Source organism: Streptomyces sp. NPDC107471 (assembly GCF_055582845.1).
In genome coordinates this window covers 549011-573039 of record NZ_JBVJPC010000002.1, presented here as the reverse complement: position 1 = coordinate 573039, position 24029 = coordinate 549011, and the positions used below count along the sequence as shown (strand labels likewise).

At 71.8% G+C, this 24029-nt stretch carries 20 protein-coding genes; 11 read left to right on the top strand and 9 right to left on the bottom strand.

Going from position 1 to position 24029, the window contains the following annotated elements; all coding sequences use genetic code 11:
* Nucleotides 1-97: 97 nt before the first annotated feature.
* Nucleotides 98-538, top strand: coding sequence for a hypothetical protein (locus ACZ66S_RS07490; RefSeq protein WP_469900369.1), 441 nt, complete (start codon nucleotides 98-100; stop codon nucleotides 536-538).
* A 77-nt stretch (nucleotides 539-615) separates the two neighbouring features.
* Here the strand turns inward: ACZ66S_RS07490 and ACZ66S_RS07485 are convergent, their stop codons facing one another.
* Nucleotides 616-2820: a peptidoglycan recognition protein family protein gene (locus ACZ66S_RS07485; protein WP_469900367.1), complete on the bottom strand. Its 2205-nt coding sequence runs from the start codon at nucleotides 2818-2820 to the stop codon at nucleotides 616-618.
* A 293-nt stretch (nucleotides 2821-3113) separates the two neighbouring features.
* On the opposite strand from ACZ66S_RS07485, the gene ACZ66S_RS07480 reads away from it, so the two are divergent.
* From ACZ66S_RS07480 to ACZ66S_RS07465, 4 genes are all read left to right on the top strand, one after another.
* Nucleotides 3114-3731, top strand: a complete 618-nt coding sequence (locus ACZ66S_RS07480) for an RNA polymerase sigma factor (protein WP_469900365.1) — start codon at nucleotides 3114-3116, stop codon at nucleotides 3729-3731.
* Nucleotides 3728-4639, top strand: coding sequence for a hypothetical protein (locus ACZ66S_RS07475; protein ID WP_469900363.1), 912 nt, complete (start codon nucleotides 3728-3730; stop codon nucleotides 4637-4639). The genes ACZ66S_RS07480 and ACZ66S_RS07475 overlap by 4 nt, the downstream gene beginning before the upstream one ends.
* A 322-nt stretch (nucleotides 4640-4961) precedes the next feature.
* On the top strand, nucleotides 4962-5624 hold the full coding sequence (locus ACZ66S_RS07470; RefSeq protein WP_469900361.1) for an RNA polymerase sigma factor: 663 nt from the start codon (nucleotides 4962-4964) through the stop codon (nucleotides 5622-5624).
* On the top strand, nucleotides 5624-6733 hold the full coding sequence (locus ACZ66S_RS07465; RefSeq protein WP_469900359.1) for a hypothetical protein: 1110 nt from the start codon (nucleotides 5624-5626) through the stop codon (nucleotides 6731-6733). The genes ACZ66S_RS07470 and ACZ66S_RS07465 overlap by 1 nt, the downstream gene beginning before the upstream one ends.
* A gap of 221 nt (nucleotides 6734-6954) precedes the next feature.
* On the opposite strand, the gene ACZ66S_RS07460 is transcribed toward ACZ66S_RS07465, so the two are convergent.
* Complete coding sequence (locus tag ACZ66S_RS07460) at nucleotides 6955-7767, bottom strand: L,D-transpeptidase family protein (protein WP_469900357.1); 813 nt, start codon at nucleotides 7765-7767, stop codon at nucleotides 6955-6957.
* Between the two features lie 122 nt (nucleotides 7768-7889).
* On the opposite strand from ACZ66S_RS07460, the gene ACZ66S_RS07455 reads away from it, so the two are divergent.
* Nucleotides 7890-9470 (top strand): acyl-CoA mutase large subunit family protein, encoded by a 1581-nt coding sequence (locus tag ACZ66S_RS07455; RefSeq protein ID WP_469900355.1) that lies wholly within the window; start codon nucleotides 7890-7892, stop codon nucleotides 9468-9470.
* A gap of 17 nt (nucleotides 9471-9487) precedes the next feature.
* The gene (leuE, locus tag ACZ66S_RS07450; protein ID WP_469900353.1) at nucleotides 9488-10138 is read left to right on the top strand and encodes a leucine efflux protein LeuE; all 651 of its coding nucleotides are present in this window, start codon (nucleotides 9488-9490) and stop codon (nucleotides 10136-10138) included.
* Here leuE and ACZ66S_RS07445 read toward each other — a convergent pair.
* Nucleotides 10128-11534, bottom strand: a complete 1407-nt coding sequence (locus tag ACZ66S_RS07445) for an FAD-dependent oxidoreductase (protein ID WP_469900351.1) — start codon at nucleotides 11532-11534, stop codon at nucleotides 10128-10130. The two genes, leuE and ACZ66S_RS07445, sit on opposite strands and share 11 nt — an antisense overlap.
* Before the next feature lie 71 nt (nucleotides 11535-11605).
* On the opposite strand from ACZ66S_RS07445, the gene ACZ66S_RS07440 reads away from it, so the two are divergent.
* Entirely contained in the window at nucleotides 11606-12262 is a 657-nt protein-coding gene (locus ACZ66S_RS07440) for a TetR/AcrR family transcriptional regulator C-terminal domain-containing protein (protein WP_469900349.1), read from the top strand.
* 174 nt (nucleotides 12263-12436) lie between these two features.
* Here the strand turns inward: ACZ66S_RS07440 and ACZ66S_RS07435 are convergent, their stop codons facing one another.
* Nucleotides 12437-13309 (bottom strand): class I SAM-dependent methyltransferase, encoded by an 873-nt coding sequence (locus ACZ66S_RS07435; RefSeq protein WP_469900347.1) that lies wholly within the window; start codon nucleotides 13307-13309, stop codon nucleotides 12437-12439.
* Between the two features lie 141 nt (nucleotides 13310-13450).
* A complete protein-coding gene (locus ACZ66S_RS07430) occupies nucleotides 13451-14572 on the bottom strand; it encodes an acyltransferase family protein (protein ID WP_469900892.1) in 1122 nt (373 codons plus the stop codon).
* Nucleotides 14573-14812: 240 nt separating this feature from the next.
* On the opposite strand from ACZ66S_RS07430, the gene ACZ66S_RS07425 reads away from it, so the two are divergent.
* Genes ACZ66S_RS07425 through ACZ66S_RS07415 form a run of 3 tightly spaced genes read left to right on the top strand, consistent with a single transcriptional unit; the run spans nucleotide 14813 to nucleotide 20317 of the window.
* Nucleotides 14813-16276 (top strand): glycosyltransferase family 29 protein, encoded by a 1464-nt coding sequence (locus tag ACZ66S_RS07425; protein WP_469900345.1) that lies wholly within the window; start codon nucleotides 14813-14815, stop codon nucleotides 16274-16276.
* Nucleotides 16273-18606: a glycosyltransferase gene (locus ACZ66S_RS07420; RefSeq protein ID WP_469900343.1), complete on the top strand. Its 2334-nt coding sequence runs from the start codon at nucleotides 16273-16275 to the stop codon at nucleotides 18604-18606. Before ACZ66S_RS07425 ends, ACZ66S_RS07420 begins: the two co-directional genes overlap by 4 nt.
* A 7-nt stretch (nucleotides 18607-18613) precedes the next feature.
* Nucleotides 18614-20317 (top strand): hypothetical protein, encoded by a 1704-nt coding sequence (locus tag ACZ66S_RS07415; RefSeq protein ID WP_469900342.1) that lies wholly within the window; start codon nucleotides 18614-18616, stop codon nucleotides 20315-20317.
* Here ACZ66S_RS07415 and ACZ66S_RS07410 read toward each other — a convergent pair.
* The 4 genes from ACZ66S_RS07410 to ACZ66S_RS07395 form a co-directional block, all read right to left on the bottom strand.
* Nucleotides 20307-21575, bottom strand: a complete 1269-nt coding sequence (locus ACZ66S_RS07410; protein ID WP_469900340.1) for an NAD(P)/FAD-dependent oxidoreductase — start codon at nucleotides 21573-21575, stop codon at nucleotides 20307-20309. The two genes, ACZ66S_RS07415 and ACZ66S_RS07410, sit on opposite strands and share 11 nt — an antisense overlap.
* Nucleotides 21572-21994, bottom strand: a complete 423-nt coding sequence (locus tag ACZ66S_RS07405; protein WP_469900338.1) for a GtrA family protein — start codon at nucleotides 21992-21994, stop codon at nucleotides 21572-21574. The genes ACZ66S_RS07410 and ACZ66S_RS07405 overlap by 4 nt, the downstream gene beginning before the upstream one ends.
* Complete coding sequence (locus ACZ66S_RS07400) at nucleotides 21984-23006, bottom strand: glycosyltransferase family 2 protein (protein WP_469900336.1); 1023 nt, start codon at nucleotides 23004-23006, stop codon at nucleotides 21984-21986. The genes ACZ66S_RS07405 and ACZ66S_RS07400 overlap by 11 nt, the downstream gene beginning before the upstream one ends.
* Nucleotides 23007-23107: 101 nt before the next feature.
* Nucleotides 23108-23950 (bottom strand): FkbM family methyltransferase, encoded by an 843-nt coding sequence (locus tag ACZ66S_RS07395; protein ID WP_469900334.1) that lies wholly within the window; start codon nucleotides 23948-23950, stop codon nucleotides 23108-23110.
* Between the last annotated feature and the right edge of the window lie 79 nt (nucleotides 23951-24029).

The following is a 24029-nucleotide window of genomic DNA, read 5'->3' as shown; positions in this document are numbered from 1 at the left end:
TGGAGGGATGCGGCGAAGGTGCGTCGGTCCTGCACCGTTCCCGCCGAGGTCCCCCGGTCCGGGTGACGAAACACCGGGCCCAAACGCTCTCTCCCTTGTGACGACTGATGTGACGGTTCAGGCCACTGCCCCTACGACGGCTGATGCGACCACCCGCCAGACCAGCCGCCCCGCCGCCGCGGCCAGACCCGTGCGGTGGGCCGCCGACGCCGTGTCGGCGCTGCGCGAGGGCGCGCGGGTGCGGCTCGACTACTCGGCGCAGAGCCTGTGGCGCGTCGACCGGCTGATCGAGGAGATACGGCGGGAGGGGGCGCCGTTCGCCGCCGTGGAGACCGTGCTGCGCGGGCTCGGCGCCTACGCCGGTGAGGTCGTCGTCCGCCAGACCGGCGCCGAGTGGTGGACGAGCGCCGGCGAGCACTGGGTCCGCACGCCCGACGGGCGGCTCTGGGACCCGGTGGACGAGGCCCGCCGCTGCTTCGCCGGGGACGGCTCGCTGCGGCTGCTGTGCCGCGACGCGACGGGTGCCGGACGGCGCTGAACGCGGAACGGGCGCCCGCTCCCCCCTCGATGCGGGGGAGCGGACGCCCGTGCCGGTGAACGCGGCGCCGCGGCGGGCTACTTGATGTAGACCAGGCCGTCCGTCGTGATCGTCGGGCGGCCGCTGGTGCCGACCACCACGATCTTCACGGTGTGCTTGGCGCTGCTCGACCAGGACCTGGTCCAGATCGCGTCGCGGTACTTCGTGGTCGAGGACTTCAGGTCCACGGTCGCGACCTTGGTGCCGTCCACGTACACGTACGCCTGCCCGGAGGTGGACGCCCGCGAGACCACCCAGGCCGCGGACCGGCCGGTGAAGGTCCACGTGAGGCTCGCGCCCTTGGAACCGCTGGAGTACGACTTCCCGCCGAGGTAGCTCGTGGAGGAACGGCTCGTCCAGCTTCCGGACTTGGTCGCCGAGGTCTCCTGGAGAATCATCGGCGTGTAGGACGGCGACGAGGTGCGGGTGTTGCCCGCGACGTCGTACGCCTTCATCGACCAGGTGCTCGCGGTGCCGGACTTGGCGGTGCGGCTGGAGCTGGTGGTGGTCGGGCCGAAGGTGGCCGTCGTCGGGGAGAGCAGGCTCACCTGCTTGAGGACCGCGTTGTCGGCGGCCTTCCAGCCGAGGGTGACCGGGACGGCGGTGGTGTTGACCGTGCCGGCGCGCAGCGTGATCTTCGGGGTGGTGGAGAAGGTCGGCGCGGTGGTGTCGGTGACGACGGTCAGCGCGGTGGTCGTCACCGTCCTGCCGGACTGGTGCACGGCCCGTACGGCGACCTTGTGGCTGCCCGCGGCCAGGGTGGTGGCCGCCGAGGCGGCCGTGCCCGAGGTGGTGGCGACGACCTTGCCGTCCACCAGCAGCTCGAACTTCGAGATCAGCGAACCCGGAGTGGTGGCCGACCACTTCGCCGTGATCGCGCCCTTGGTGTAGTACGTCGAACCGGACAGGGTCGCGCCGGTCAGCGAGGTGACCTTCAGGCCCTGCACCGGACCGGACGCCCAGGCGCGGACGGTCGGGAGCTGGGCGTAGAGGGAGTTGCCCGGGCACTCGGTGGCGTAGCCGTCGCGGTGGCCGGAGACCCGGTTGAAGGTGTAGAGGCTGCCCGCGGTGTAGCTGGTGCCGGCGAGGTTCTTCTGGGTCGCGCCCGCCTTCAACTGGACCGTGGAGCTGGGGTCGACGCCGTACTGGCCGAGCTTCCAGGCCGTGATGCGGGCGACCGAGGCGAGGGCGGCGCTCGAGGCGCCCGTCGCGGTGTATTCGCCGATGACCGCGATGCCGGTGGACTCACGGTTCCAGCCGTAGGTGTGGGCGCCCAGGACCGGCTTGTCGACGCCGCCCTTGCGGCCCTCGAAGATCGTGCCGCACTTGTCGACCAGGAAGTTGTAGCCGAGGTCGTTCCAGCCGTTGCCGCTGGGCTCCGGGGCGGTGTGGTACGCGTAGATGGCCCGCACGATCGACGCCGACTCGGCGCAGGTGTAGTCGTTCGACCCGGCCGTGTGGTGCACGAAGACGGCCTTCACATCGGCGTTGTACTCCGACGGGTCGGGGCTGAGCGACTCGTCGGCACCCCAGCCGGCGCGCGAGACGATCGGCGGCTCGGGGACCGTCGACGGGGGCGCGGTGGGGGTGGTGGCGGTCGGGGTCGGCGTGGGTGTCGGCGTCGCGGTCGCGGTCGCCGTCGCCGTCGGGGAGGCGGTGGAGGTGGCCGTGTCGGTCGGGGTCGGGCTCGGCGTCACGTCCTCGGCGTACGCCGCCGGGTCCTTGTCGTCGCCCGCGGCCCGCTGCTCCGCGGCGGTCGCGATGCCCGGGTCGACCAGGTTGACCTTGAGACCCGAGGGCAGTCCGGCGCTGGTGGTGCCGTCCTCGTGGACGACCTGGACCTCGACACCGTCCGAGGGGCCCACCCACAGCGGTTCGGACGCGCCGCGTGCCCCGGCCCGCTCGTCGGCGTCCTCCACCGGGTCCGCGTTCGTCTCCAGGTCCTGCCAGGACGTCCACACGCCGGTGTCGATGCTCCGGGTGCGTACCTGCGCCTTGCCGTCGAGCCGCTTGGTCGCCCCCGTCCAGGAGATGCCGAGCAGCGAGAACTGCTTGGTCTCGGTGCGCGGCAGCTCGCGCTCGCCGGCCTCGGGAGCCTTCAGCGCGAGGTTGTAGACCTTCACCGGCCGCTTGGGCTGCAGATCCCCCGCGGTGTCGGCCGACGGGCTGGCGACGGCGTAGGTCGCGATGCCGCCGCCTCCCAGGACCACCGCACCGAGCGTCAGCCACGCCCGCCGCTTCATGCTGAGCGGTCTGTACGCACGGCTTTGACGACGACTCACTACCCCACCCCTGAATTGGTCACAGACCTTGAATCCGGTCACAGAAACACCACCTGTCTCACAGGTGGCACTTACACAGCGTACGAAGGGTGCCAGGTGTCACAGGTGTGCGAGGTGAGGGGGTCGGCCGGTGCGGTGCGACCTGCTGTGACACTTCTGTCGGGTCCGGCGCTGTTGACCGTGGGGGACATGGGCAAGGGCGACCGTGCCGGAGGGTGCGGAATCGCCACGAACCGGTACGGACGGGAAAGTTCTTGGGCCAGGGAGGGGAACCCCGCCGCGTGCAGGCGTACGACGGGGAACTGGGCACGGCCGTCGCGCGGGCCCAGGAGGGCGACGAGGCAGCCTTCGCGGTCGCCTACCGGCTGGTGCAGCCCGGACTGCTCGGGTATCTGCGCGGGCTGGTCGGGGAGGACGCGGAGGACGTGGCGTCGGACGCCTGGCTGGAGATAGCCCGGGACCTGGGCCGGTTCAAGGGGGACGGGGCGGGCTTCCGCGGCTGGACGGCGACCATCGCCCGGCACCGGGCCCTGGACCACCTGCGCCGGCAGAAGGTGCGCCCCCGGTCGGCGGCGCTGGAGCAGGACATGCTGGATCTGCCGGGCCCGCACAGCACGCACGACCAGGCGCTGGAGTCGCTCTCCACCGAGTACGCCCTGGGGCTGGTCCGGGGGCTGCCGCGCGACCAGGCCGAGGCGGTGCTGCTGCGGGTGGTGGTCGGACTGGACGGTCCCGCGGCCGCCCGTGTCCTGGGCAAGCGCCCCGGCGCGGTGCGCACCGCGGCGTACCGGGGGCTGAAGCGGCTGGCGCTCCAACTGGGCGTCGAGAGTGTGACGGATGACGGCCCCCGGACGCTGGGGGAGTCGACATGACAGGCGAGGACGGCACGTCGGACAGGGACGGACACGGCATGGGTGACGAGCGGAACGGCGACGCCCCCGGCCGCCGGCATGCGCGCCCGGCGGAGACCGTGCCGGGCCCGGAGCGGGGCGCCGCGCCCCCACCCGGCGCGACGTACGGCGAGCACACCGCGCCCGGGCCGCGTCCCTCGTACGACCATGCGTCCCGCTACGACGACAGCCCGCTGGAAGCGCTGCTCGCGGCGGCCATCCGCGGGGAGAAGCCCGAGGACGAGGCGGAGCGGCGGGCCGTGGCCGCCTTCCGGTCGGCGCGGGACGCCGGGGCGCACCGGGCGCGCACCCGCCGCCGGGACGACTGGCGGCCCCGCTCGCGGCGCCGGACGCTCTCGCTGAAGGCGACGCTCTCCGTCCTGCTCGCGAGCCTCACCCTCGGCGGGGTCGCCTACGCGGCGATCGGCTCGGCGGGCGACGCTCCGGACCAGGGCGCGGCCGGCGGCAAGGGCGCACGCCCGAGCGTCTCCGCCGACGCTCCGGCCGAGTCGCGCGGCGGCGCGCGGCCGTCCGTGTCCGCCCCGGCCGGGCACCCGCCCACCGCCAAGGACACCCTGGCCCACTGCCGCGCCTACGAGAAGCTCCGGGGCCGGGGTGCGGCGCTGGACGCCACGGCGTTCCGGCAGCTCGCGACGGCGGCCGGCGGCGAGGCGGACGTGAGCGCTTACTGCGCCGCGCTGACCGCGGCGGCCGACGCGAAGGCCACGGGCGCCGCGAAGGACCCGGGGAACGCCAACGGCGGAGGCAACGCGAACGGCGGAGGCAACGCCGACAGCGGGGGCAACGCGAACGGCGGGCAGGCGGGAAAGCCGCAGGACGGGACGACCGGCCGGTCGAACACGGACGAGAACAAGTCGAAGAAGCAGTGACCCGGCGCGGCCGAGGCAACGGCCGGGGCCGCCACCCCCCACAGGAGAGGCCCCGGCCGTCGCGCGGCACGGGCCGCGCGGCGGCCCGTACTTCCTTCAGCGTCATGAGTGCGGTTTCTGTCACACCCCCTCGGACCGCCCCTGGATCACGAGCTAGTTGCATTTTGTACGGACATGGACGAGCAGCGGTTTCAGGTCGTAACGTGCCTTTCGCGCCGGGCGCGGAAGTTGAATGATCAACGCGACTTCGAACGATCACCACAACCCCTCGACGGCTCGAAGCGGCGACCATCGATCGCGACCACGTATTGAGGATTCACGGGTGCTGGGGGACGACGCGGAGTTGACTGCCGCGGTGCTTGCGGCACAGGACGGGGACGAGACCGCGTTCCGGACTGTGTACCGCGCGGTGCACCCGCGGCTGCTCGGATACGTCCGGACCCTGGTCGGTGACCCGGACGCCGAGGACGTGGCCTCCGAGGCCTGGCTCCAGATAGCCCGTGACCTGGACCGTTTCGACGGGGACGCGGACCGTTTCCGCGGCTGGGCCGCCCGGATAGCCCGCAACCGGGCCCTCGACCACATCCGGATGCGCGGCCGCCGGCCCGCCATCGGCGGCGACGAGACCGAGCTGACCGGGAAGCCCGCCGAATCGGACACCGCGGGCGAGGCCATCGAGGCGCTGGCCACCGACACCACCCTCTCCCTCATCGCCCGGCTGCCCCAGGACCAGGCCGAGGCCGTGGTGCTGCGCGTGGTGGTCGGCCTGGACGCCAAGACCGCCGCCGAGACCCTCGGCAAGCGTCCCGGCGCCGTACGCACGGCCGCGCACCGCGGTCTGAAACGGCTCGCGGAGCTCCTCGGCGAGGATCCGGAATCAGCCGGCGCGCTCGACGCCCTGCCTCCGCAGCGAGAACCGCAGGACCGTGCGGTGACGTCCGCGAGTGTGACGCATCTGCGTCCGCGGACGCAGAAGGACATGTGATGGCCGACGAGAGCTACGAGTGGCTGGACCTCGAGACAGCGGAGCGGTTGCTGCGCGGCGAGTCACTGGAAGCTGTCGACGAGGCCGACCGCGACCGGGCCGAACGGCTCGCGAAAACACTGGACGCGCTGACCGTCGAACCCGCGCCGACCAGCGGCGAACTCCCCGGTGAGGAGGCCGCGCTCGCCGCGTTCCGCACGGTGCGCGCGGATCGCGCGGAGGACTCGGTGAGCCCGTCCGCGCAGGGCGGGCACCGGGCCGCGGAGGGTTCCGCCGACGCCGGTCTGGTGCGGATCGGCGCCCCGGACGCAGGGGCCCGCCGTTCCCGCAGGCGGCGTCCCGCGCACCTCGGACTGGCCGCCGTACTGGCCGTCGGGATGGCGGGCGGGGTGGCCGTCGCGGCCGGAATCGGAGTCCTGCCGCACCTCGGCGACGGCGAACCGGAACCCGCGGTGACGGTGTCCGCCGCCACCACCCCGGACCGCCCGCTCGACTCCCCGCCGGCCTCGGCGCCCGGGGTCGCGCCCTCACCCGGGGGCTCCCCCTCCCACGGGTCCGGCTCCCGGGACACGGCAGGCGGCGGCACCGGCGCGACGCCCGGCAAGGGCTCCGAGGGGCTGGGCGTACGGCCCCGCGGCGACTGGAACGGAGCCGCCTCGGCCTGCCGGGACGTGCGCGCGGGCAAGAAGCTCGACCCGTCACGCAAGCGCTCCCTTGAGGGTGCGGCGGGCGGTGCCTCGCAGGTCTGGAAGTACTGCCAGGGAGTCCTGTCCGGCTCCGGCGCCCAGGGCGGCGACGCCCAGTCCGCCCCCGACGACCACAAGGGCGACGCGAAGAGCGACGGCAAGGGTGAGGGCAAGGGCGACGGCAAGGGTGAGGGCAAGGGCGACCACGAGGGCAACGACAAGAGCGGTCACGGCGCGGGCCACGGCCACGGCGGTGGCAACGGCGGGAACGGCGGGAACGGCGGGAACGGCAACCAGTTCACGGCCCCCCGCAAGAACCACCACGGCCCCGACGGCGGCACCGCCTCCGACGCCCCGATCGCCGCACCCGGGGCAACGATGTCACCGGAGCCCGCGCCCAGCCCGTCGTACAGCGCGCTGTGACGGTTTCCGACCCCGCTGACCTGCGCTTTTCCCGCCTGCCGCGCTTTCGGTCGCGGCGGGTGTGACGTTTTCGGCCGCCGCAGCGCAGTACTGAGTGAGCCGACTGGTCATCGGCCGTCGCACAGAGCCGGGGTTCCCCCCGTACCTACGGCTCGTGCACCTGGCGCGGGCGGGACACGTTCCCCCGGTCCCGTCCGCGCCCCTGAATCCCCTCGCGGGACTCACCAGTGGACGACGACCTTGTCGCCGTTCCGCACCTGGGTGAACAGGTCCGCGATCGCCGCCTCGTCGCGCACGTTGACGCAGCCGTGGGAGCCGCCCGCGTAGCCGTGGGCCGCGAAGTCGGCCGAGTAGTGCACCGCCTGGCCGCCGCTGAAGAACATGGCGTACGGCATCGGGGAGTCGTAGAGCGTCGACACATGGTGCCGTGACTTCCAGTAGACGCTGAACACGCCCTCGCGGGTCGGTGTGCCCACCGAGCCGAAGCGGACCGGCACGGTCATGACCGTCCGTCCGTCGACCATCCAGCGCAGGGTCCGGCTCGACTTGCTGATGCACAGCACCCGCCCGGTCAGGCACCGCGCGTCCGGCGCGTCGGCCGGCTGGCCGCCCATCAGGTACAGCTCCCACTTGCCCGGCTCGCGTGTCATGGCCGTCAGCCGCTTCCAGGTGACCGTGTCGGTCCTCCCGGTCCGCGGCAGGCCGCGCTTGCCCTGGAACCCCTTCACCGCCCGCTCGGTGAGGTCGTCGTACGACCCGGTCGGCCCGTCGAAGAGCCACGCGACCTGGCGCAGCCGCGCCTGCAACTCCCGTACGTCCCGCCCGGAGTCGCCGCGCGACCACAGCACGGCGGGCGCGGCGGCCGGGGTGGACGGTGTCGCGCTCGGCTTCGGGTCGTCGTCCGCCGGCGGTGTGCTGTGCTCCGGGACCTCGATCCGCACGGGCAGTCCCCGCTTGCCGTCCCCGTCGGCGGTCTGCACCGTGCAGCCGCAGGCCAGCGCCAGGACCAGCAGCGCCGCGAACGATCTCCCCATGCCCGTACCACTCATCCGGACCCCCTGTCCTCTCACCGGCGTCCCTGACATGTCTCCCCCCGGACGGCCGGTTGCGAACGACCCGGCGGCGCTTCGCCCGCGACCGCAATACGGTGGTGGGCATGACGCGTGAGTCGGAGTCCGGACTGCCCATCGAACCCGTCTACGGCCCGGAGGCCCTTCAGGGCTGGACCCCCGAGGAGAAGCTCGGCGAGCCCGGCGGGTACCCCTTCACGCGGGGCGTGTACCCGTCGATGTACACGGGCCGCCCCTGGACCATGCGCCAGTACGCCGGTTTCGGCACGGCGGCGGAGTCCAACGCCCGCTACCGGCAGCTCATCGCGCACGGCACCACGGGCCTGTCGGTCGCCTTCGACCTGCCCACCCAGATGGGCCACGACTCCGACGCCCCGATCGCCCACGGCGAGGTGGGCAAGGTCGGGGTCGCCGTCGACTCGATCGACGACATGCGGGTGCTGTTCGACGGGATCCCGCTCGACCAGGTGTCCACGTCGATGACGATCAACGCACCGGCCGCGCTGCTGCTCCTGCTGTACCAACTGGTCGCCGAGGAGCAGGGCGTCGGCGCCGACCGGCTGACCGGCACCATCCAGAACGACGTGCTCAAGGAGTACATCGCGCGCGGCACGTACATCTTCCCGCCCAAGCCCTCGCTGCGGCTGACCGCGGACATCTTCAGGTACTGCCGGGCCGGGATGCCCCGGTGGAACACGATCTCGATCTCCGGCTACCACATGGCCGAGGCGGGTGCCTCGCCCGCGCAGGAGATCGCCTTCACCCTCGCCGACGGCATCGAGTACGTCCGCACGGCGGTCGCGGCCGGCATGGACGTCGACGAGTTCGCCCCGCGCCTGTCGTTCTTCTTCGTCGCGCGGACGACGCTCCTGGAGGAGGTCGCCAAGTTCCGCGCGGCCAGGCGGATCTGGGCGAAGGTGATGCGGGACGGGTTCGGCGCGCGGAACCCCAAGTCGCTGATGCTCCGCTTCCACACCCAGACGGCCGGCGTGCAGCTCACGGCCCAGCAGCCGGAGGTCAATCTGGTCCGGGTCGCCGTCCAGGGCCTCGCGGCGGTCCTCGGCGGCACCCAGTCGCTGCACACCAACTCCTTCGACGAGGCCATCGCGCTGCCCACCGACAAGTCGGCGCGGCTGGCGCTGCGCACCCAGCAGGTGCTGGCCCACGAGACCGACGTGACGGCGACGGTCGACCCCTTCGCCGGGTCGTACGCGGTCGAGAGGATGACCGACGACGTCGAGGCGGCCGCGCTGGACCTGATGCGCAAGGTCGAGGACCTCGGCGGCGCGGTCGCCGCGATCGAGCACGGCTTCCAGAAGAACGAGATCGAGCACAACGCCTACCGCATCGCCCGGGAGACCGACGCCGGCGAGCGGGTCGTGGTCGGCGTCAACCGTTTCCGGCTCGACGAGGAGGAGCCGTACGAGCCGCTGCGCGTCGACCCCGCCATCGAGGCCCGGCAGGCCGAACGCCTCGCGAAGCTCCGCGCCGAGCGCGACCGGGCCGCGGTGGACTCGGCGCTCGCCGCCCTCAAGAAGGCGGCGGAGGGCGAGGACAACGTCCTGTACCCGATGAAGGACGCGCTGCGGGCCCGGGCGACGGTGGGCGAGGTGTGCAACGCCCTGCGCGAGGTGTGGGGGACCTACGTGCCCTCGGACGCGTTCTGAGTGCGACACTCGTCTGCATGTTCGGTGTCATCGACCTCCCCACCTATCTGGCCGGCCTCGTCCTGATCGTCCTGCTGCCCGGCCCCAACTCGCTGTACGTCGTCTCCGTCGCCGCCCGGCGGGGCGTGCGCGCCGGATACACCGCCGCGGCCGGGGTGTGGTGCGGGGACGCCGTGCTGATGACCCTGTCCGCCGCCGGGGTCGCCTCCCTTCTCCAGGCCAACGCCGTGCTGTTCGGGATCGTGAAGTACGCGGGCGCCGGATATCTGACGTGGCTGGCCGTGGGGATGATGCGGGCCGCGCGGGAGCTGTGGCGGTCACGGCGCTCGCCCGTGGCCGACGCGGAGGTCACCGACGCCGGACCGGGTGAGCGGCCCTACCGCAGGGCGCTGGTGATCAGCCTGTTCAACCCCAAGGCGATCTTGTTCTTCGTCGCCTTCTTCGTGCAGTTCGTGGACCCCGGCTACGCGTACCCGGCGCTGTCCTTCGTGGTCCTCGGGGCGTTCGCCCAGGCGGCCAGTTTCCTGTACCTCACCGCGCTGATCTTCGGCGGGACGAGGCTGGCGGCCGCGTTCCGCAGGCGCCGGCGCCTGTCCGCGGGGGTGACCTCGGCGGCGGGGGCGCTGTTCCTCGGGTTCGCCGTGAAGCTGTCGCTCGCTAGCGCGTGATTCCCCGGCCGACGTAGGCCGCCAGCTCCGAGGCGTCCTCACCGGCCCAGCCCACGTAGCCGTCCGGGCGTACCAGGAACAGCCCCTTGCCGTAGTACGGCTGCTCGTCGCCGGTGACCACGCGCACCGCCTCCGGCAGTCGGGGTGCCTCGATCCCGACCGCCACCAGCGTCCAGTGCGGGCCCCGGAACGCGTCGAAGAGCCGTACGCCCGCCAGTTGCCCGTCGGGTGCCCGGTCGCCCGCGCGGAGGCCGGCCGGTGCCGTGCGGGTCTCCTCCGTGAGGGAGGAGTCCCGGTATCCGAGGCCCAGTTGGCGGGTCGCCTCGCCCCGGCGGACCTCGCCCCGGTGCACACCGGTCGAGATGCCGAGCATCTGCGCGGCGACGGGGCGGCGCTCCTCCTCGTAGGTGTCCAGCAGGGCGGCCGGGGCACCGCCGCGCAGGACCGCTCCCAGCTTCCATCCCAGGTTGTAGGCGTCCTGCACGCTGGTGTTCAGGCCTTGGCCGCCCGCGGGGGAGTGGACGTGGGCCGCGTCGCCGGCGAGGAAGACCCGGCCGGAGCGGAAGCTGTCCGCGAGGGCCGCGCGGGGCCGGAAGTCGGAGGCCCAGCGGACCTCCGTCACCGACTCGGGGGCCAGGTGGGAGCGGGCCGCGACGACCTCGCGGACGGCGGCCGGGGACAGGTCCACCCGGGTGCCCTCCGGGAACTGGGCCACGACCTGGAAGTCCTCCGTGCCGGCGAGCGGGCAGATCGAGAGGTAGCCGACTTCGCCGCGGGGCGGGAAGATGTGCCAGTTGTCCCGGTCGAGACCGGTGATCCGGACGTCCGCGACGAGCAGCGGATTGGGGTCGACCGTCTCGCCGGTCATGCCGATGCCGAGGGTGCGCCGGACCACCGAGCGGCCGCCGTCGGCGGCGACCACGTACCGGGCCCGGATCTCGGCGCCCGCCGCGCAGCGCACGGTCACGCCGTCGGCGTCGGGACCGTCCTGCTCGATCCCCACGACCTCCCGCCCGAAGGCCACCCGCCCACCCAGCTCCACCAGCCGGGCGAACAGCACCTCCTGGGTGCGCCACTGGGGCACCATCCAGGGCGCGTTGTACGGCGCGTCCTCGGTCGGCTCGGCCGGGTCGAACATCCGGTGCTCGCCGGCCCGTTCGCCGTCCTGCCAGACCATGCCGACCGGGTAGGTCCCGCCGACCGCGAGGATCGCGTCGAGCACGCCGAGGTCGTCGAAGACCTCCATGGTGCGCGGCTGGAGGCCCTTGCCGCGCGAGCCCGGGAACAGCCGGTCCGCCTTCTCCACCACCAGCGCGTCCACACCCCGCCGGGCGAGGTCGATCCCGAGGGCGAGCCCCGTGGGCCCGGCGCCGACGATCAGTACGTCCGTGTTCATACCCATTCCCCTTAACGATGTTAAGTGCCGTCGAGTCCGAGAGTGCCCTTAACGCTGTTAAGCTGTCAAGCGTGAGTACGGAGAAACGCCCGCCCCTCGACCGCGCCCGGGTCGCCGCCACCGCCCTGAAGCTCCTGAACGAGGTGGGCCTCGACGGCCTCACCCTGCGGGCCATCGCCAAGGAACTCGACGTCAAGGCGCCCGCCCTGTACTGGCACTTCAAGGACAAGCAGGCACTGCTGGACGAGATGGCGACGGAGATGTACCGGCGGATGGTCGCCGGGGCCGACCTCGACCCGTCCGACACCTGGCGGGAACGGCTCCTCAAGTCCAACCGGGGACTGCGCACCGCCCTGCTCGGCTACCGCGACGGCGCCAAGGTCTACAGCGGCTCACGCTTCACGGGCCTCGTCCACGTCGAGCAGATGGAGGAGACCCTGCGGCTGTGCACGGACGCCGGGTTCACCCTCGCCCAGGCGGTCCGGGCCATGTCCACGTCGTACCTCTACACCCTCGGCTTCGTCACGGAGGAACAGGGCGTGGAGCCCCTGCCCGGCGAGCGCCGTGACGGCTTCGACGTGGCGGAACGCGCCCGCCTGATGGCCGGCTTCCCCCTGTCCGCGGCAGCGGGCGCGGAGATCTTCCAGGACTTCGACCGGGGCTACGAGGAGGGACTGGCGCTGGTGCTGGCAGGGATCGAGCAGCGATACGGGCCTGGCGGGGCCTGACTTCGCGGCACGACGCGCGGCCGGAGAGGTACCGGCCTGGCGGGCCGTGACCCCCGGGGGCAGGGGAGGCCGGCCTAGCGGGCCGTGACCCTCGGGGGCAGGAGAGGTGCCGGCTTGGCGGGCCTGGCTTTCCGGACCGGGTGTGTGACAACGGGTGGCAGCAGCGGTGTCGGCCTAGCGGGCCCTGGCCTTCCTCACCGCGCGTGTCACCAGTGGCGGTAGTAGGTCCACCGCGATGCGGTGGGCCGGGGAACGGCGGGGCCGTGGGGCGGGGGTCGGGGTGGTCGGGGGTTCCACGTAGTGGCGGGAGCGCGGGAACGGCGGGGCCTGCATCTGCTGTGCGCGCGCCCGCACCAGCCGGTGACCGGCCGCCTCCTGCACGCTCAGGCCCACGTCCGCCCGCCCCCGCAGCATCGCCAGCAACTCCTCCTGGACCGGCTCCGGATCACCCCAGGTCGCGTACAGCTTCTGGGTGCTGAGGCAGACCGGCCGCAGGCCGCGGTTGAGCACCGCCTCCCACACGGCGACCGAGACGCCCGGGGTGTGCTCGGAGCGGAAGTCGTCCAGGACGACGATCCCGTCGGGCAGCAGGATCTCGCGGGCGGCGCCGATGTCGCCGTACACGTGCTCGTACAGGTGCGAGGCGTCGATGTGCACGAACCGGCAGGTGCCTGGCGCGACTTCACCGGGGACGACCGAGGTGGGCCCCTCGATCACCCTCGGCAGGACGTCGTGGAAGGAGAGGTAGTTCCGCTCGAAGGCCTGCCGGGTGAGAGAGGCGTACGACTTCGTGGTCTCCGCACGGTTGGCGCCGTCCGGTGCCTCGCCCCCGAACAGGTCGCAGACCGTGAACCGCTCGCCGTCCCGCAGGTGCCGCCCGAGCAGGATCGCGCTCTTGCCCAGGTACACGCCCAGTTCCAGCAGGTCACCGGGTTTCTCCTGGCGTTGCAGGAACCAGTTGAACAGCACCTGGTCCAGCGGCGGGAACCAGCCCTGGACGTCCTTGAGCTCGCCGGGAAGTTCGGGAGTCTGCTGTGTCTCTGCCATGAATCCATTTCGCTGACAACGGCCTGCCGAATATCGCCGCAGAGCAAACGTCAGGTGAACATGCCGACCCTTGGTCCACGTCAATGGGCCAGGCCGACACCGAAATCCGGGAAAACGAGGAAAACGCCGACCAGGCCCTCCTCACCGCGCCCTGTTCAGTGCCGCCCGCAACCGCGGGGTCAGTGGTTTCTCGACGAGTCGGTGCAACAGCCAGGCCAGCGCCAGCATCGAGGCGACCGTCAGGGCGAAGGTCACCGAGGACGGGACACCCAGACCCCGGTGCAGGGCGCGGACGACCACCCAGCCCAGGTGCTCGTGCACCAGGTAGAAGGGGTACGTCAGCGCGCCGGCCACCGTCAGCCAGCGCCAGTTCGCCCACCTCAGCCAGCCCAGCGCGATCGCCGCGACCGCGACGAAGCCGAAGGCGACCACCGCCACGATGCCCAGCGAGGTGCGGTGGGCGAAGGCGTTCGGGTCGGACACGTTCCACAGCGACGTGACCGCGTAGTGCTGCCCGATCAGGAAGCTGACCACCACGATGCCCCACGCGTACACGTCCCGCCGGTCGAGGTGGACGAGGTAGAGGCCGACACCGCCGATGAAGAAGGAGGCGTACTCGGGCATGAACACCACGTCGAGCAGCGGCTGATGGGCGGCCTGAGTGAGGGCCGCCGCCAGTGTCCAGCCGGCGCAGAACATGATCACCCGGCGCCGGGACGCCCCGGGCAGGACCACGCACAGCGCGAACAGCGCGTAGAAGCGGACCTCCGCCCACAGCGTCCAGCAGACACCGAGCACCCGGTCGACGCCCAACGGCATCTGAAGCATCGTCATGTTGACCAGGACGTCGCTGGGTGACAGCGCCTCGTACGCGACCGCGGGCAGCGCGAACACCGCCGTGACCAGCAGCACGGCCGCCCAATAGGCGGGCAGCAGCCGGGACGCGCGGGAGGCGAAGAACGATGTCAGGGACCGGCCCCAGCCGCTCATGCAGATCACGAACCCGCTGATCACGAAGAAGACCTGGACGCCGAGGCAGCCGTAGGAGAAATAGGTGTGCAGCGTCGGGAACTGATGTTGTGCGGAGCCTCCCCAGGACTGGGTGATCTCGCCGCCGCGGCCGCCGTAGTGGTACGCGGCCACCATCAGCGCGGCCACCAACCGCAGTCCGTCCAGGGCCCGCAGCCTGGTCTCGCGGCGGCGCGGTGCGGGCAGTGGCCCTTCCGGCCGCCGGGGCAGGTCGGGTGCCGGCCGGACGGTCATGCTGGTCACGGAAATCCCCTTCGCAAGCTCTGAAGAGCCTAAGTCACTCCTGTGGATGCGCCCCAGCACGTTAGTCCGAATCACGGTGATGTCTTACTCGCCCGACCAACGATTGGCCTTCTGGTCCCGGTGGGTTCACCTGAATGTCGTTTTGGCTTCCTAAGTTCGCCCAGAATCCCCCCACGTCGCAGTAAACCCATGAACTTGCCTTTGCTTTGGCAAGAAAACAACAGGAGTGCCATGACGACGGTCCAGAAGAGGCGTGCACGCGCGCGTGGAGGGGAGCTGGACGAGTGCCTGCGCGCCTGCGCGGCGCACAGCGGCAAGGTGGTCGGCAGCGTCGACCGTCGTCGCGTCGAACTCGCCGAACAGTTGCGCAGGCTGCTCGTCGTCTGGGGCACCACCGCCACCACCGTCCCGGCCGCGCCCGCCCCCTCCGGTGCGACCGCCCTGCTGAAGCGGGCCGTCAAGGGCGCCCAGGCCCCCGCGGCGAACATCCCGGCCGAACTGCTCGACGCCCTCCTGGCCGTCGGCAACAAGGCCCTGGAGTGCGGCTACGACGACGAGCTGAACCTCGCCCTGGTCATCAGCGACACCGTCCTCGCCCAGCGCAGGAACTCCCGCGCCGGCTGGCGGCTGCGCGCCCGGCTCCTGGAGGCACTCGGCGAGGAGGCCGAGGCGCTGGAGGCGTACGAGAAGTACCTGAGCCTCACCGACGACGACGGCTTCGGCGTCCGCGCCCGGATCGCCGGCCTGCGCATCGCGGGCGAGAAGGAGCGCGAACTCCTCGCACTCCTCGGCCGCCAGGTCCCCGGCGCCCGCGCCTTCGCCGGCCGCCCCGCCACCGACGTGTGGGCCGAGGGCCTGGCCGCGCACGCCGTCGGCGACTGGACCGAGGCCGAGCCCCGGCTGGTGGGAGCGCTCCTCGCACTGCACGCCGAGAACGCCCCGGTGCAGGAGCGGCAGGAACTGCTCAGCCAGTACCTCGACCTGCGCGCCACCGAGGACACCGACGGCCCCGCGCTCACCCGGGCCGTCGAGCTCTACGCCGAGCAGCGCCGCAACCGCATGCGCGGCCCGGTCGACGACCCCACCGTCGGCGGCGTGCAGTGGATCACCCTCGGCGAGTTCCGCAACCAGATCGCCGGCAAGTCGATCTGTCTGATCGCCAACTCCGGCCGGGTGGGCGCGAGTTCGATGGGTTCCGAGGTCGACGCGTACGACCTCGTCGTCCGCTTCAACTCCTACCGGATCGACCCGAGGCACACCGGCGCCCGGACCGACATCCACGTCACGATCCACAAGCACGGCTTCAACTGGGACCAGCAGGTCACCACCCGCCTCGTCTTCGGCGGTGTCTCCGGCGACTGGAAGCACTCGCTGCGCAACCGCCTGGTGCCCGGCGCCCAGACCTACCTCGGCGACGAGTCGCTGCGCTGGCCCCTGCGCAACATCGGCAAGGTCGGAACCGACGTCTGGTCCGGCATCCCGACCTCCGGCTTCAACATGCTGTGGCTGCTGGACTTCCTCGACGTGAGCCCGAAGCTCGACCTGATCGGCTTCGACTTCTACGAGAGCGGCGCCTACCGGGTCCAGGAAGCGATGAAGCTCGCCATCACCTCCGTGCACGAATACACCAGCGAGAAGGCATGGGTCATGGAGCGGGCCCAGAGCATGACCGACATGAGGATATCCCTGCGATGACCACCAACTCCCCGACCGGGACCGCCGCCCCCCTCGCCCCGGTGACCGACGCGCACGCGCTCACCGGCAAGCGCAGGATCGCCTTCGCCAGCTTCGTCGACGAGAACTACCTGCCCGGCTTCCTCGCCCTGCTGCGCAGCCTCGCCCTGTCCAACCCGGGCGTGTGCGAGGACTTCGTCGTCCTCTACGACGACCTGCGGCCCGGCTCGATCGCCCGGATCCGCGCGCTGCACCCGAGGATCGTCCTCCAGCGGGTCGACGCCGACCACTACGACTCGTACAAGAAGGGCGACCAGGACAACTACCTGGTCCGCAAGGCGTACTTCATCCTGGACGTCTTCCGGCTCCGCCAGTACGACACGGTCATCACGCTCGACACCGACATGGTCGTGCTCGGCGACCTCGGTGAGCTCCTCCAGTTGCGCGAGGGCCTCGCGGCCGTCCCGCAGTTCTTCTACGGGCAGCACAAGCTCAACTCCGGTCTGCTGGTCATCCAGCGCGAGTACCTGAGCGACTCCTTCTGCGCCCGGCTCGACGCGTGCGGCCGCTCCGGCGACTACGAGCTCGACAAGCACGACCAGGGCATCCTCAACGCCGTCCTGGACGGCGACTTCGTGCGCCTCGACGCCCGCTACAACTTCGTCAAGCGGCGCCTGTCGGGCGACCTTCCCGTCCCCGACGACACCGCGATCCTGCACTTCACCGGCCGCCACAAGCCCTGGCAGGGCGGCGAGGCGGGGTACAGCCGGGCCGAGGAGCGCTGGCGCGAGTTCGAGCTGTCCGACGCCGAGTTCCAGGCCGCCTACATGGCGCAGCAGGGCGGCCTCCACCACGACCTGCTCGTGCACTACGGCACCCCGCACGTGGCGCGCACCGGGGACGTCGAAGCCGCCCGCAAGGTGGCCGCCGCCCACATCTCCACCGGCGACTACCAGGACGCCGTCGACATCCTCGGCAGCGTCCGCATCCCGCTCGACGAGGCCTGGCCGCACGAGGTCCTCGGCCACGCCCTGATGAGCGTCTCCCGCTACGACGAGGCGAGGACCCAGCTCCTGCTGGCCGCCGCCGCCCCCAACCGGGCCGCCACCGCCTACGCCCGCCTCGCCCAGACGGCCTGGGTGCACGGCGACAACAGCGAGGCCCTGCGATACGCCACCGCCGGCATGTCCGTCGACCCGACCCACCGCTCCAGCCGGCTGTGGGCGCAGCGCGCGGCCGCCGTACCGCCCCAGGAACTCGGCGCCCCCGAGGACCAGTTGGCGCACGTGGCCTTCTACATGGACCGGCAGGGCAACGCCGGCGACAAGCTCCTGCCCGAGAGCGTCCGCTCCGCCTTCGGCCCCGACACCACCTCCCGCCGCTGGCACTCGGTGCACGCCCACCGCCTCTTCGACGAGAACGCCCTCCAGCGCGTCAACCGCCGCCGCGGCCTGGTCATCGGCGGCGGCGGCCTGTTCATCCCGGACACCATGCCCAACGGCAACAGCGCCTGGCAGTGGAACGTCCCGGACGAACTCCTGAAGCGCATCGACGTGCCCGTCGCGGTCTTCGCCGTCGGCTTCAACGCCTTCGACGGCCAGTCCTACCGGGCCAACCGCTTCCGCGACTCGCTCCGGCTGCTCGTCGAGCGGTCCGCCTTCTTCGGACTGCGCAACCACGGCTCCATCGAGAAGGTCCGGGCCATGGTCCCGAACCGCCTGCACGACAAGATCCGCTTCCAGCCCTGCCCCACCACGGTCACCCGCCACCTGGTGCCCGGCTGGCAGGACCCGGCCAGGCGCGACGACACGATCCTGATCAACGCCGCCTACGACCGGGCCGGCCTGCGCTTCGGCCACGACTACGGCTACTTCCTGGCCCAGATGGCCAAGGCCGTCCGTGTCCTCGGCGAGCTGGCCGAGGTCCAGTGCGTGGCGCACTCCCTGGACGACGAGAAGATCGTCTTCGACCTGCGGCGCGAGCACGGCATCTCGATGCCCGTCATCCCGATGTACGACTTCGAGAACAAGGAGATCCTCGACCTCTACGCCCGCACCAAGCTGGTCATCGGCATGCGCGGCCACGCCGGCATGATCCCCTTCGGCTGCGGCACCCCGATCATCAGCCTCATCTCGCACCCCAAGATGGCGTACTTCCTGCGGGACATCGAGCGGCCCGAGTGGGGCGTCTCGGTCCACGACCGCCACCTCGCCGACCGGCTGGTGGAGCGCTCGAAGGAACTGCTCGCCGACCACGACAGGACGGTCGCCGACGTGCACGGCCGCCAGCAGGAGCTGTGGAAGGTCACCGAGGCCAACGCGGCCGACCTGCGGGTCCTCCGCGGCGGCTGAGACCACCATGACGACCACGACGGCCGACGACCTCTCCGTACGGCCCACCGAGCACAACGGCCGCCGCTCACCCCTGTGGTGGGCGGCGGCCGCCGTGCCGTCCGCGGCGACCGTGTTGTACACGGTGCTCACCCGCGGTCTCACCGGCGACCTCCACTACGTCCTGGCCGCCCTGCGCACCGGCCGGGCGGCCGGCTGGTCCCCGTCGGAGGTCTTCACCCACCGCCCGTTCTTCTACCGGTGGTTCGTCGCGCTCCTGGACCGGCTCGCCTTCTTCGGGGGCACGGCGGTGCGCGAGGCGGTGATGAACGCGGCGGGCGTCCTGCTCGCCGCCGCCGCGGCCCACGCCCTGTACGCGGCACTGCTGCGCCGGACCACGCCCCGCGAGGCCGCGCTCACGGCCGGCGCCACCGGGCTCGCCCTGGCCCTCGCGCCCCGCAACGACTTCCTCCAGCCGGAGTGGACGGCCGTCGTCCTCACGGTGTGCGCCGTCGCCGCCGCCCTCGGTCCCCGGCGGCCCTGGCCCGCGGCCCTGTTCGCGGCGCTCCCGCTGGGCCTCGCGGTGATGATGAAGTACTCCACCGCCGCGACCGCCGCGATCGGCGTTCTCCTCGTCTACGCCGTCGACCGGGGCCGGGCGGTACGCGTCACCCTGGTCGGCATCCCGGCCGCGCTGGCGCTGTTCGGCCTGAGCGTCCTCGCGGGCACCCGCGAGTGGCAGTGGACCGAGGACATGCCGCAGATCAACCAGTCCGCACTGAGCCGGACCGGCATCCACCCGCACTTCATCCTCGACCGCACGGTGGACTTCCTGGCCGACCGCGCGGTCACCAGCCCGGTGCTGCTGCTCCTGCCCGGCGCGCTGCTGCTCGTCCTGACCCGGGTGCGGGGCCGGTGGCGCCGCACCGAACTCCTCGTGCTCGCCGCCCTGGCCGGCCTCGCCGCGCAGGCGGTCGTGGTCGTGCAGGGCAACTGGTTCCTGTACCACGGAGCCCAGATGCCCGTGCTGGCGGCGGCCGTCTGGGGCATCGCGGTGGGCGGCGCGCGCAGGTCCCCGCCGTGGTGCTTCGGGGCCGTGTCCCTCCTCTACGGCGTGCTGCCCGTGGTGTACGCCGAGCTGCCCGGCAGGTTCCAGCGGCCGTGGGAGGTCTGGACGGCCGGGCTGGCCGCGCTGCTCGCGGCCGCGGTGGACGTCCTGCGCGCGAGGCGGTCGGGGAAGCAACCTGGGAAGCGGTCGGCGGTGTGGGTCGCCCTGTCCGGGGTCGTGCTGCTGGCCGCGGGCATCTGGCCCGGCTCCCCGCACCTGGTGCTGCACGGCAAGGTCACCGTCACCGGTGCCGGTTACCTGGAGGAGCAGCGGCACACGGCCGAGGAGGTCGACCGGATCGCCGCCGAACTGCCCCCCGGCGCCCCGGTGCTGTACCTGGCCTTCGGCGAGACGGCGTACGACCTCGGCCACCCGGCCCGGTGCCGGTACCCGATCGCCACCTTCCTCCAGCGCACCCGCTACCTGCCGGACGTGGCCGAGCTGAGGTCGTTCCAGGAGAACGCCGACTGCGTCGACCACGACCCGGCCCCGTACGCGGTGCTGGAGCGGCCCTGGTTCCAGCCGGGCCGCGTCGACCCGGAGCTGTGGCGCCGGGTCACCGCGGTGTACGACTGTCCGCCCGGGAGTCCGGGCGAGCGGCTGGTGCTGTGCGTCAGGCGTTGAGCCCGAGCGCGGCAGTGACCTCGCGGGCCATCGCCACCGAGTAGCTCTGCCCCCGGTCCTGCGGGTAGATCTGCGCCATGGTGGCCAGCGTGACCCGGCTCATGGGCGTCTCGTGGGCCGGGATCAGCGCCCGGTACTCCGGCGTCACCACCGGCTGGGCGAATCCGGCCTTCGAGAAGTGCCAGTCCTTGATCCAGGACTTGTCGAAGGCCGGGTTGATCCGCCGCAGATACGGCACGAACTCCTCGAGCAGCTCACCCGGATCCGTGGTGAACCGCCGGTCCTCGCGCTCCACGTAGTTGCCGACGTAGAGGATGTGCCGGCCGCCGTAGACGGACGGGTCGATCATCTTCGTGTGCTCGACCACCGCGAGGAACGGGAAGTCCGGCTCGTTGATGTTGAGCCAGTAGTACGGGATCGCGCTGCGGTCCAGCTCCAGGACGAAGCAGGTCGCGCCCAGGTACTGGTTCCTCCACAGCGAGCTGTCGTCGGGCAGCCCGGCCGCCTTCGCGAAGGCCGGCTGCGGGGTGGTGACGATCAACCGCTCGAAGGCGTACGACGATCCGTCCGCGCAGGTCACGACGGCCTCGTCGGTCCCGTCCTGCCGGATCGACCCGACCGCCTTGCCGAACTCCACCTTCCCGCCGCGCTCCTCGATCCCGTCCTTGAGCGCCGCGTACACCCGCTCGAACCCGCCGTCCACATAGCCGAGTTCGAAGGTCCGGCAGTGGATGCGCGCCCACAGCCACGCCATCGACACCTGTTCGGCACGGTCGCCGAACTTGCCGCGCAGCAGCGGCTCCCAGACCGCGGCGGTGGCCTTCTTCCCGGCCCACCTGCGCAGCCAGGCGAGCGCGGTGAGGTCGTTGTAGCGGTCGCCCTCGCGGACCGCCTTCAGCACCGCCGACGAACCGGCGAAGCGTAGGGCGTCGACCGGGCCGAACTCCGGGAAGCGCAGCATGTCGAGGGGCGTGGTGAAGTCGATCAGCCTCCCGCCCCGGTAGATGCCGGTGGTCGGCCGGTGGAAGCGCAGCGCGTCCCCGAGCCCCAGCTCCTCGATGAGCGCGATCATCGCCTTGTCGCTGCGGAAGATGTGGTGGTAGAAGCGCTCCAGCGGGACCCCGCCGACCTCCAACGACGCGGCCAGGCCGCCGAGTTCGTCGGCCGCCTCCAGGACGGTGACCTGGTGGCCGGCGCGTACGGCGTCCCAGGCGGCGGTGAGGCCGGTGGCACCCGCGCCGATGATGCCGAGGTTCATGCGAAGCTCCACTTTCTGTTGAGCACGAACTGGAGCGCCAGGACCAGCGGCAGCGAACCCGCCTTGATCAGGTCGGCGTCGATCCCCAGGCCGTCGGTGAAGGCGAGGAAGAGCAGGTTCGTCAGGGCGACGCCGGACAGGCCGACGGCGTAGAACCGCAGGAAGCGCACGAGGAGGCGGTCGCGGCGCTCGAAGGTGAACCGGGCGTTCAGCACGAAGTTGTTGACGATGCCGAGCGTGGTGCTGATCGCGTTGGCGACCTGCTCGTCCATCCCGGCCGCGTTGTGCAGCAGCAGGAAGACGACGAGGTCGAGGGCGACCCCGCTGCCGCCGATCAGGGTGTAGCTGAGCAGTTGCCGGGAGAGCCGCCGCCGGGCCGGGGCGGTCGTGGTCCCGGGCGCCGAGGTGTCAGCGCTCACCCTCGCCGCCGATCACATCGCGCACCAGGTACAGCGGGCGGCCCTGCGCCTCGCTGTGGATGCGTCCCACGTACGCGCCGATGACGCCCAGCGACAGCATCTGCGTGCCGCCCAGGAACAGCACCACGCACATCAGCATCGTCCAGCCGGAGACGGTGATGTCGGGGCGGAAGAACTTCATCGCGAGCGCGTAGACGATGCCGAGCAGCGACAGCGCGAGGACCACGAAGCCGAGCCGGGTGATCATCCTGAGCGGGGCGGTGGAGAAGCTGGTCACGCCGTCGACCGCGAGGCGGGCCATCTTGCGCAGCGGGTACTTCGTCTCGCCCGCGAAGCGTTCGTCGCGGTCGAAGGCCACCTCGGTCTGCCGGTAGCCCATCGAGGCGACGATCCCGCGGACGAACCGGCTGCGCTCGCGGTACCTGCGCAGCTCGTCGGCGACCCGCCGGTCCAGCAGCCGGAAGTCCCCGGTGTCCAGCGGGATGTCCACGTCGGTGGAGGAGCGCAGGACCCGGTAGTAGAGGTGGGCGGTGGCCCGCTTGAACGCGGTGTCCTGCCGGGAGCGCCGACGGGCGTGCACGATCTCGGCACCCGCCCGCCAGGCGTCGACCAGTTCCAGGCTGACCCGCGGCGGATCCTGCAGATCGGTGTCCATCACGATCACCGCGTCGCCCCGGGCGACGTCGAGACCGGCGGTGATGGCGATCTGGTGCCCGAAGTTGCGGGCGAAGTCGACGACCCGGACCCGCCGGTCGTCGCGTGCCAGGTCCCGGAGGATCGCCAGGGAGCCGTCCCGGGAGCCGTCGTTGACGTACACCAACTCGAAGTCGAGGTCGGGGCGTTCGTCGAGGGCCGCGGTCAGCTCGGTGTGGAACGCCGCGATGCCGTCCTCCTCGTCGTAGACCGGGAGGACGTACGAGACGAGGGAGCGGCGCACGGGCTGCTGTCCCGGCGGTGTCAACCGTGCCGGGACGACATCGGGTATGCGCGGTCGGATGTCCTGCTGGGGCATCCGGAGAAGCTATGGAAGGACTGTGAACACGCGTCGAACTGGCCGTGGCCGCAAGCCGTCCGCCCTGTCTCGCTTGCCTCTCGCCCCGGCCGGCCGACGGGTCAGTCGTGCGGGGTGAACAGCAGGTTCCGCGTCCTGGCCGGCCGAGGCGCGTACCACGGGACGAGCGTGCCGTCGTGCTCGGTGACCCAGTGGCAGTCGTAGCCGAGGGGATCGAACTCGGCCAGGAGGATCTGCATGTCGGCGTCCCGCAGCGCTTCCAGCAGTACGGTCGGCCGGTCGCGCTCGAGGACCTGGCGGGCCCCCTGGAGGACCGACAGCTCGTGCCCCTCGACGTCGATCTTCACCAGGTCCAGCCGGGTCTCGGCGAACACCTCGTCGAGACGGACCAGGCGGATCCGCTTCCGCTCGGCGTCGGCGGCACCGCCCTCCAGGGTCGAGCCCGTGGACAGGAGGTTGCCCGCGAAACGGACGCTGATCTCGGCCCAGCCCGCCTCGCTGGACACGCCCGCCTGGTACAGCTTCACGTTCTGGGCGGCGTTCGACCGGACGTTCACCGACAGCCGGGCGTGGATCTGGTCCACCGGCTCGAAGGAGTGCACCTTCGCCTTCGGGTTGGCGAGGGCGGCGATCAGCGAGAAGTAGCCGACGTGCGCCCCGACGTCGGCGATCGTCGTGCTCTTCGCGGCGAGCCGGGACCAGGTGGCGAGGCTGCCGGGCTCGTAGCCGAACCGGCCGTTCCACAGCGTGTCCAGACCGACCGCGTCGTCGTTCACGCAGAACATCACGAACGGCGGGCAGTACGGGGAGTCGATCTCCACATAGCCGCGGAAGGGGAACTTCTTCCGGTGGGTGCGGATGATGTCGCTCGTGGCGACCGGCCGGACGGACGGTGCGTGCGCCAGCATGCGGGCGTTGGCTTCTTCGAGCTGGGGGATACGCATCCCGCGATCGTAGGGGCGGGCCGCGGCCTTGTCACAGCTTCCGGGAAGCAGGAAAGACCAGGTCAGAGGCCTTATGACC

Bases quoted from the DNA above. Each gene is read 5' to 3' on its own strand.
- ACZ66S_RS07485 (WP_469900367.1), bottom strand. From the start codon at position 2,820: ATGAAGCGGCGGGCGTGGCTGACGCTCGGTGCGGTGGTCCTGGGAGGC.
- ACZ66S_RS07475 (WP_469900363.1), top strand. From the start codon at position 3,728: ATGACAGGCGAGGACGGCACGTCGGACAGGGACGGACACGGCATGGGT.
- ACZ66S_RS07465 (WP_469900359.1), top strand. From the start codon at position 5,624: ATGGCCGACGAGAGCTACGAGTGGCTGGACCTCGAGACAGCGGAGCGG.
- ACZ66S_RS07460 (WP_469900357.1), bottom strand. From the start codon at position 7,767: ATGGGGAGATCGTTCGCGGCGCTGCTGGTCCTGGCGCTGGCCTGCGGC.
- ACZ66S_RS07455 (WP_469900355.1), top strand. From the start codon at position 7,890: ATGACGCGTGAGTCGGAGTCCGGACTGCCCATCGAACCCGTCTACGGC.
- leuE (WP_469900353.1), top strand. From the start codon at position 9,488: ATGTTCGGTGTCATCGACCTCCCCACCTATCTGGCCGGCCTCGTCCTG.
- ACZ66S_RS07445 (WP_469900351.1), bottom strand. From the start codon at position 11,534: ATGAACACGGACGTACTGATCGTCGGCGCCGGGCCCACGGGGCTCGCC.
- ACZ66S_RS07435 (WP_469900347.1), bottom strand. From the start codon at position 13,309: ATGGCAGAGACACAGCAGACTCCCGAACTTCCCGGCGAGCTCAAGGAC.
- ACZ66S_RS07430 (WP_469900892.1), bottom strand. From the start codon at position 14,572: ATGACCGTCCGGCCGGCACCCGACCTGCCCCGGCGGCCGGAAGGGCCA.
- ACZ66S_RS07425 (WP_469900345.1), top strand. From the start codon at position 14,813: ATGACGACGGTCCAGAAGAGGCGTGCACGCGCGCGTGGAGGGGAGCTG.
- ACZ66S_RS07420 (WP_469900343.1), top strand. From the start codon at position 16,273: ATGACCACCAACTCCCCGACCGGGACCGCCGCCCCCCTCGCCCCGGTG.
- ACZ66S_RS07415 (WP_469900342.1), top strand. From the start codon at position 18,614: ATGACGACCACGACGGCCGACGACCTCTCCGTACGGCCCACCGAGCAC.
- ACZ66S_RS07410 (WP_469900340.1), bottom strand. From the start codon at position 21,575: ATGAACCTCGGCATCATCGGCGCGGGTGCCACCGGCCTCACCGCCGCC.
- ACZ66S_RS07400 (WP_469900336.1), bottom strand. From the start codon at position 23,006: ATGCCCCAGCAGGACATCCGACCGCGCATACCCGATGTCGTCCCGGCA.
- ACZ66S_RS07395 (WP_469900334.1), bottom strand. From the start codon at position 23,950: ATGCGTATCCCCCAGCTCGAAGAAGCCAACGCCCGCATGCTGGCGCAC.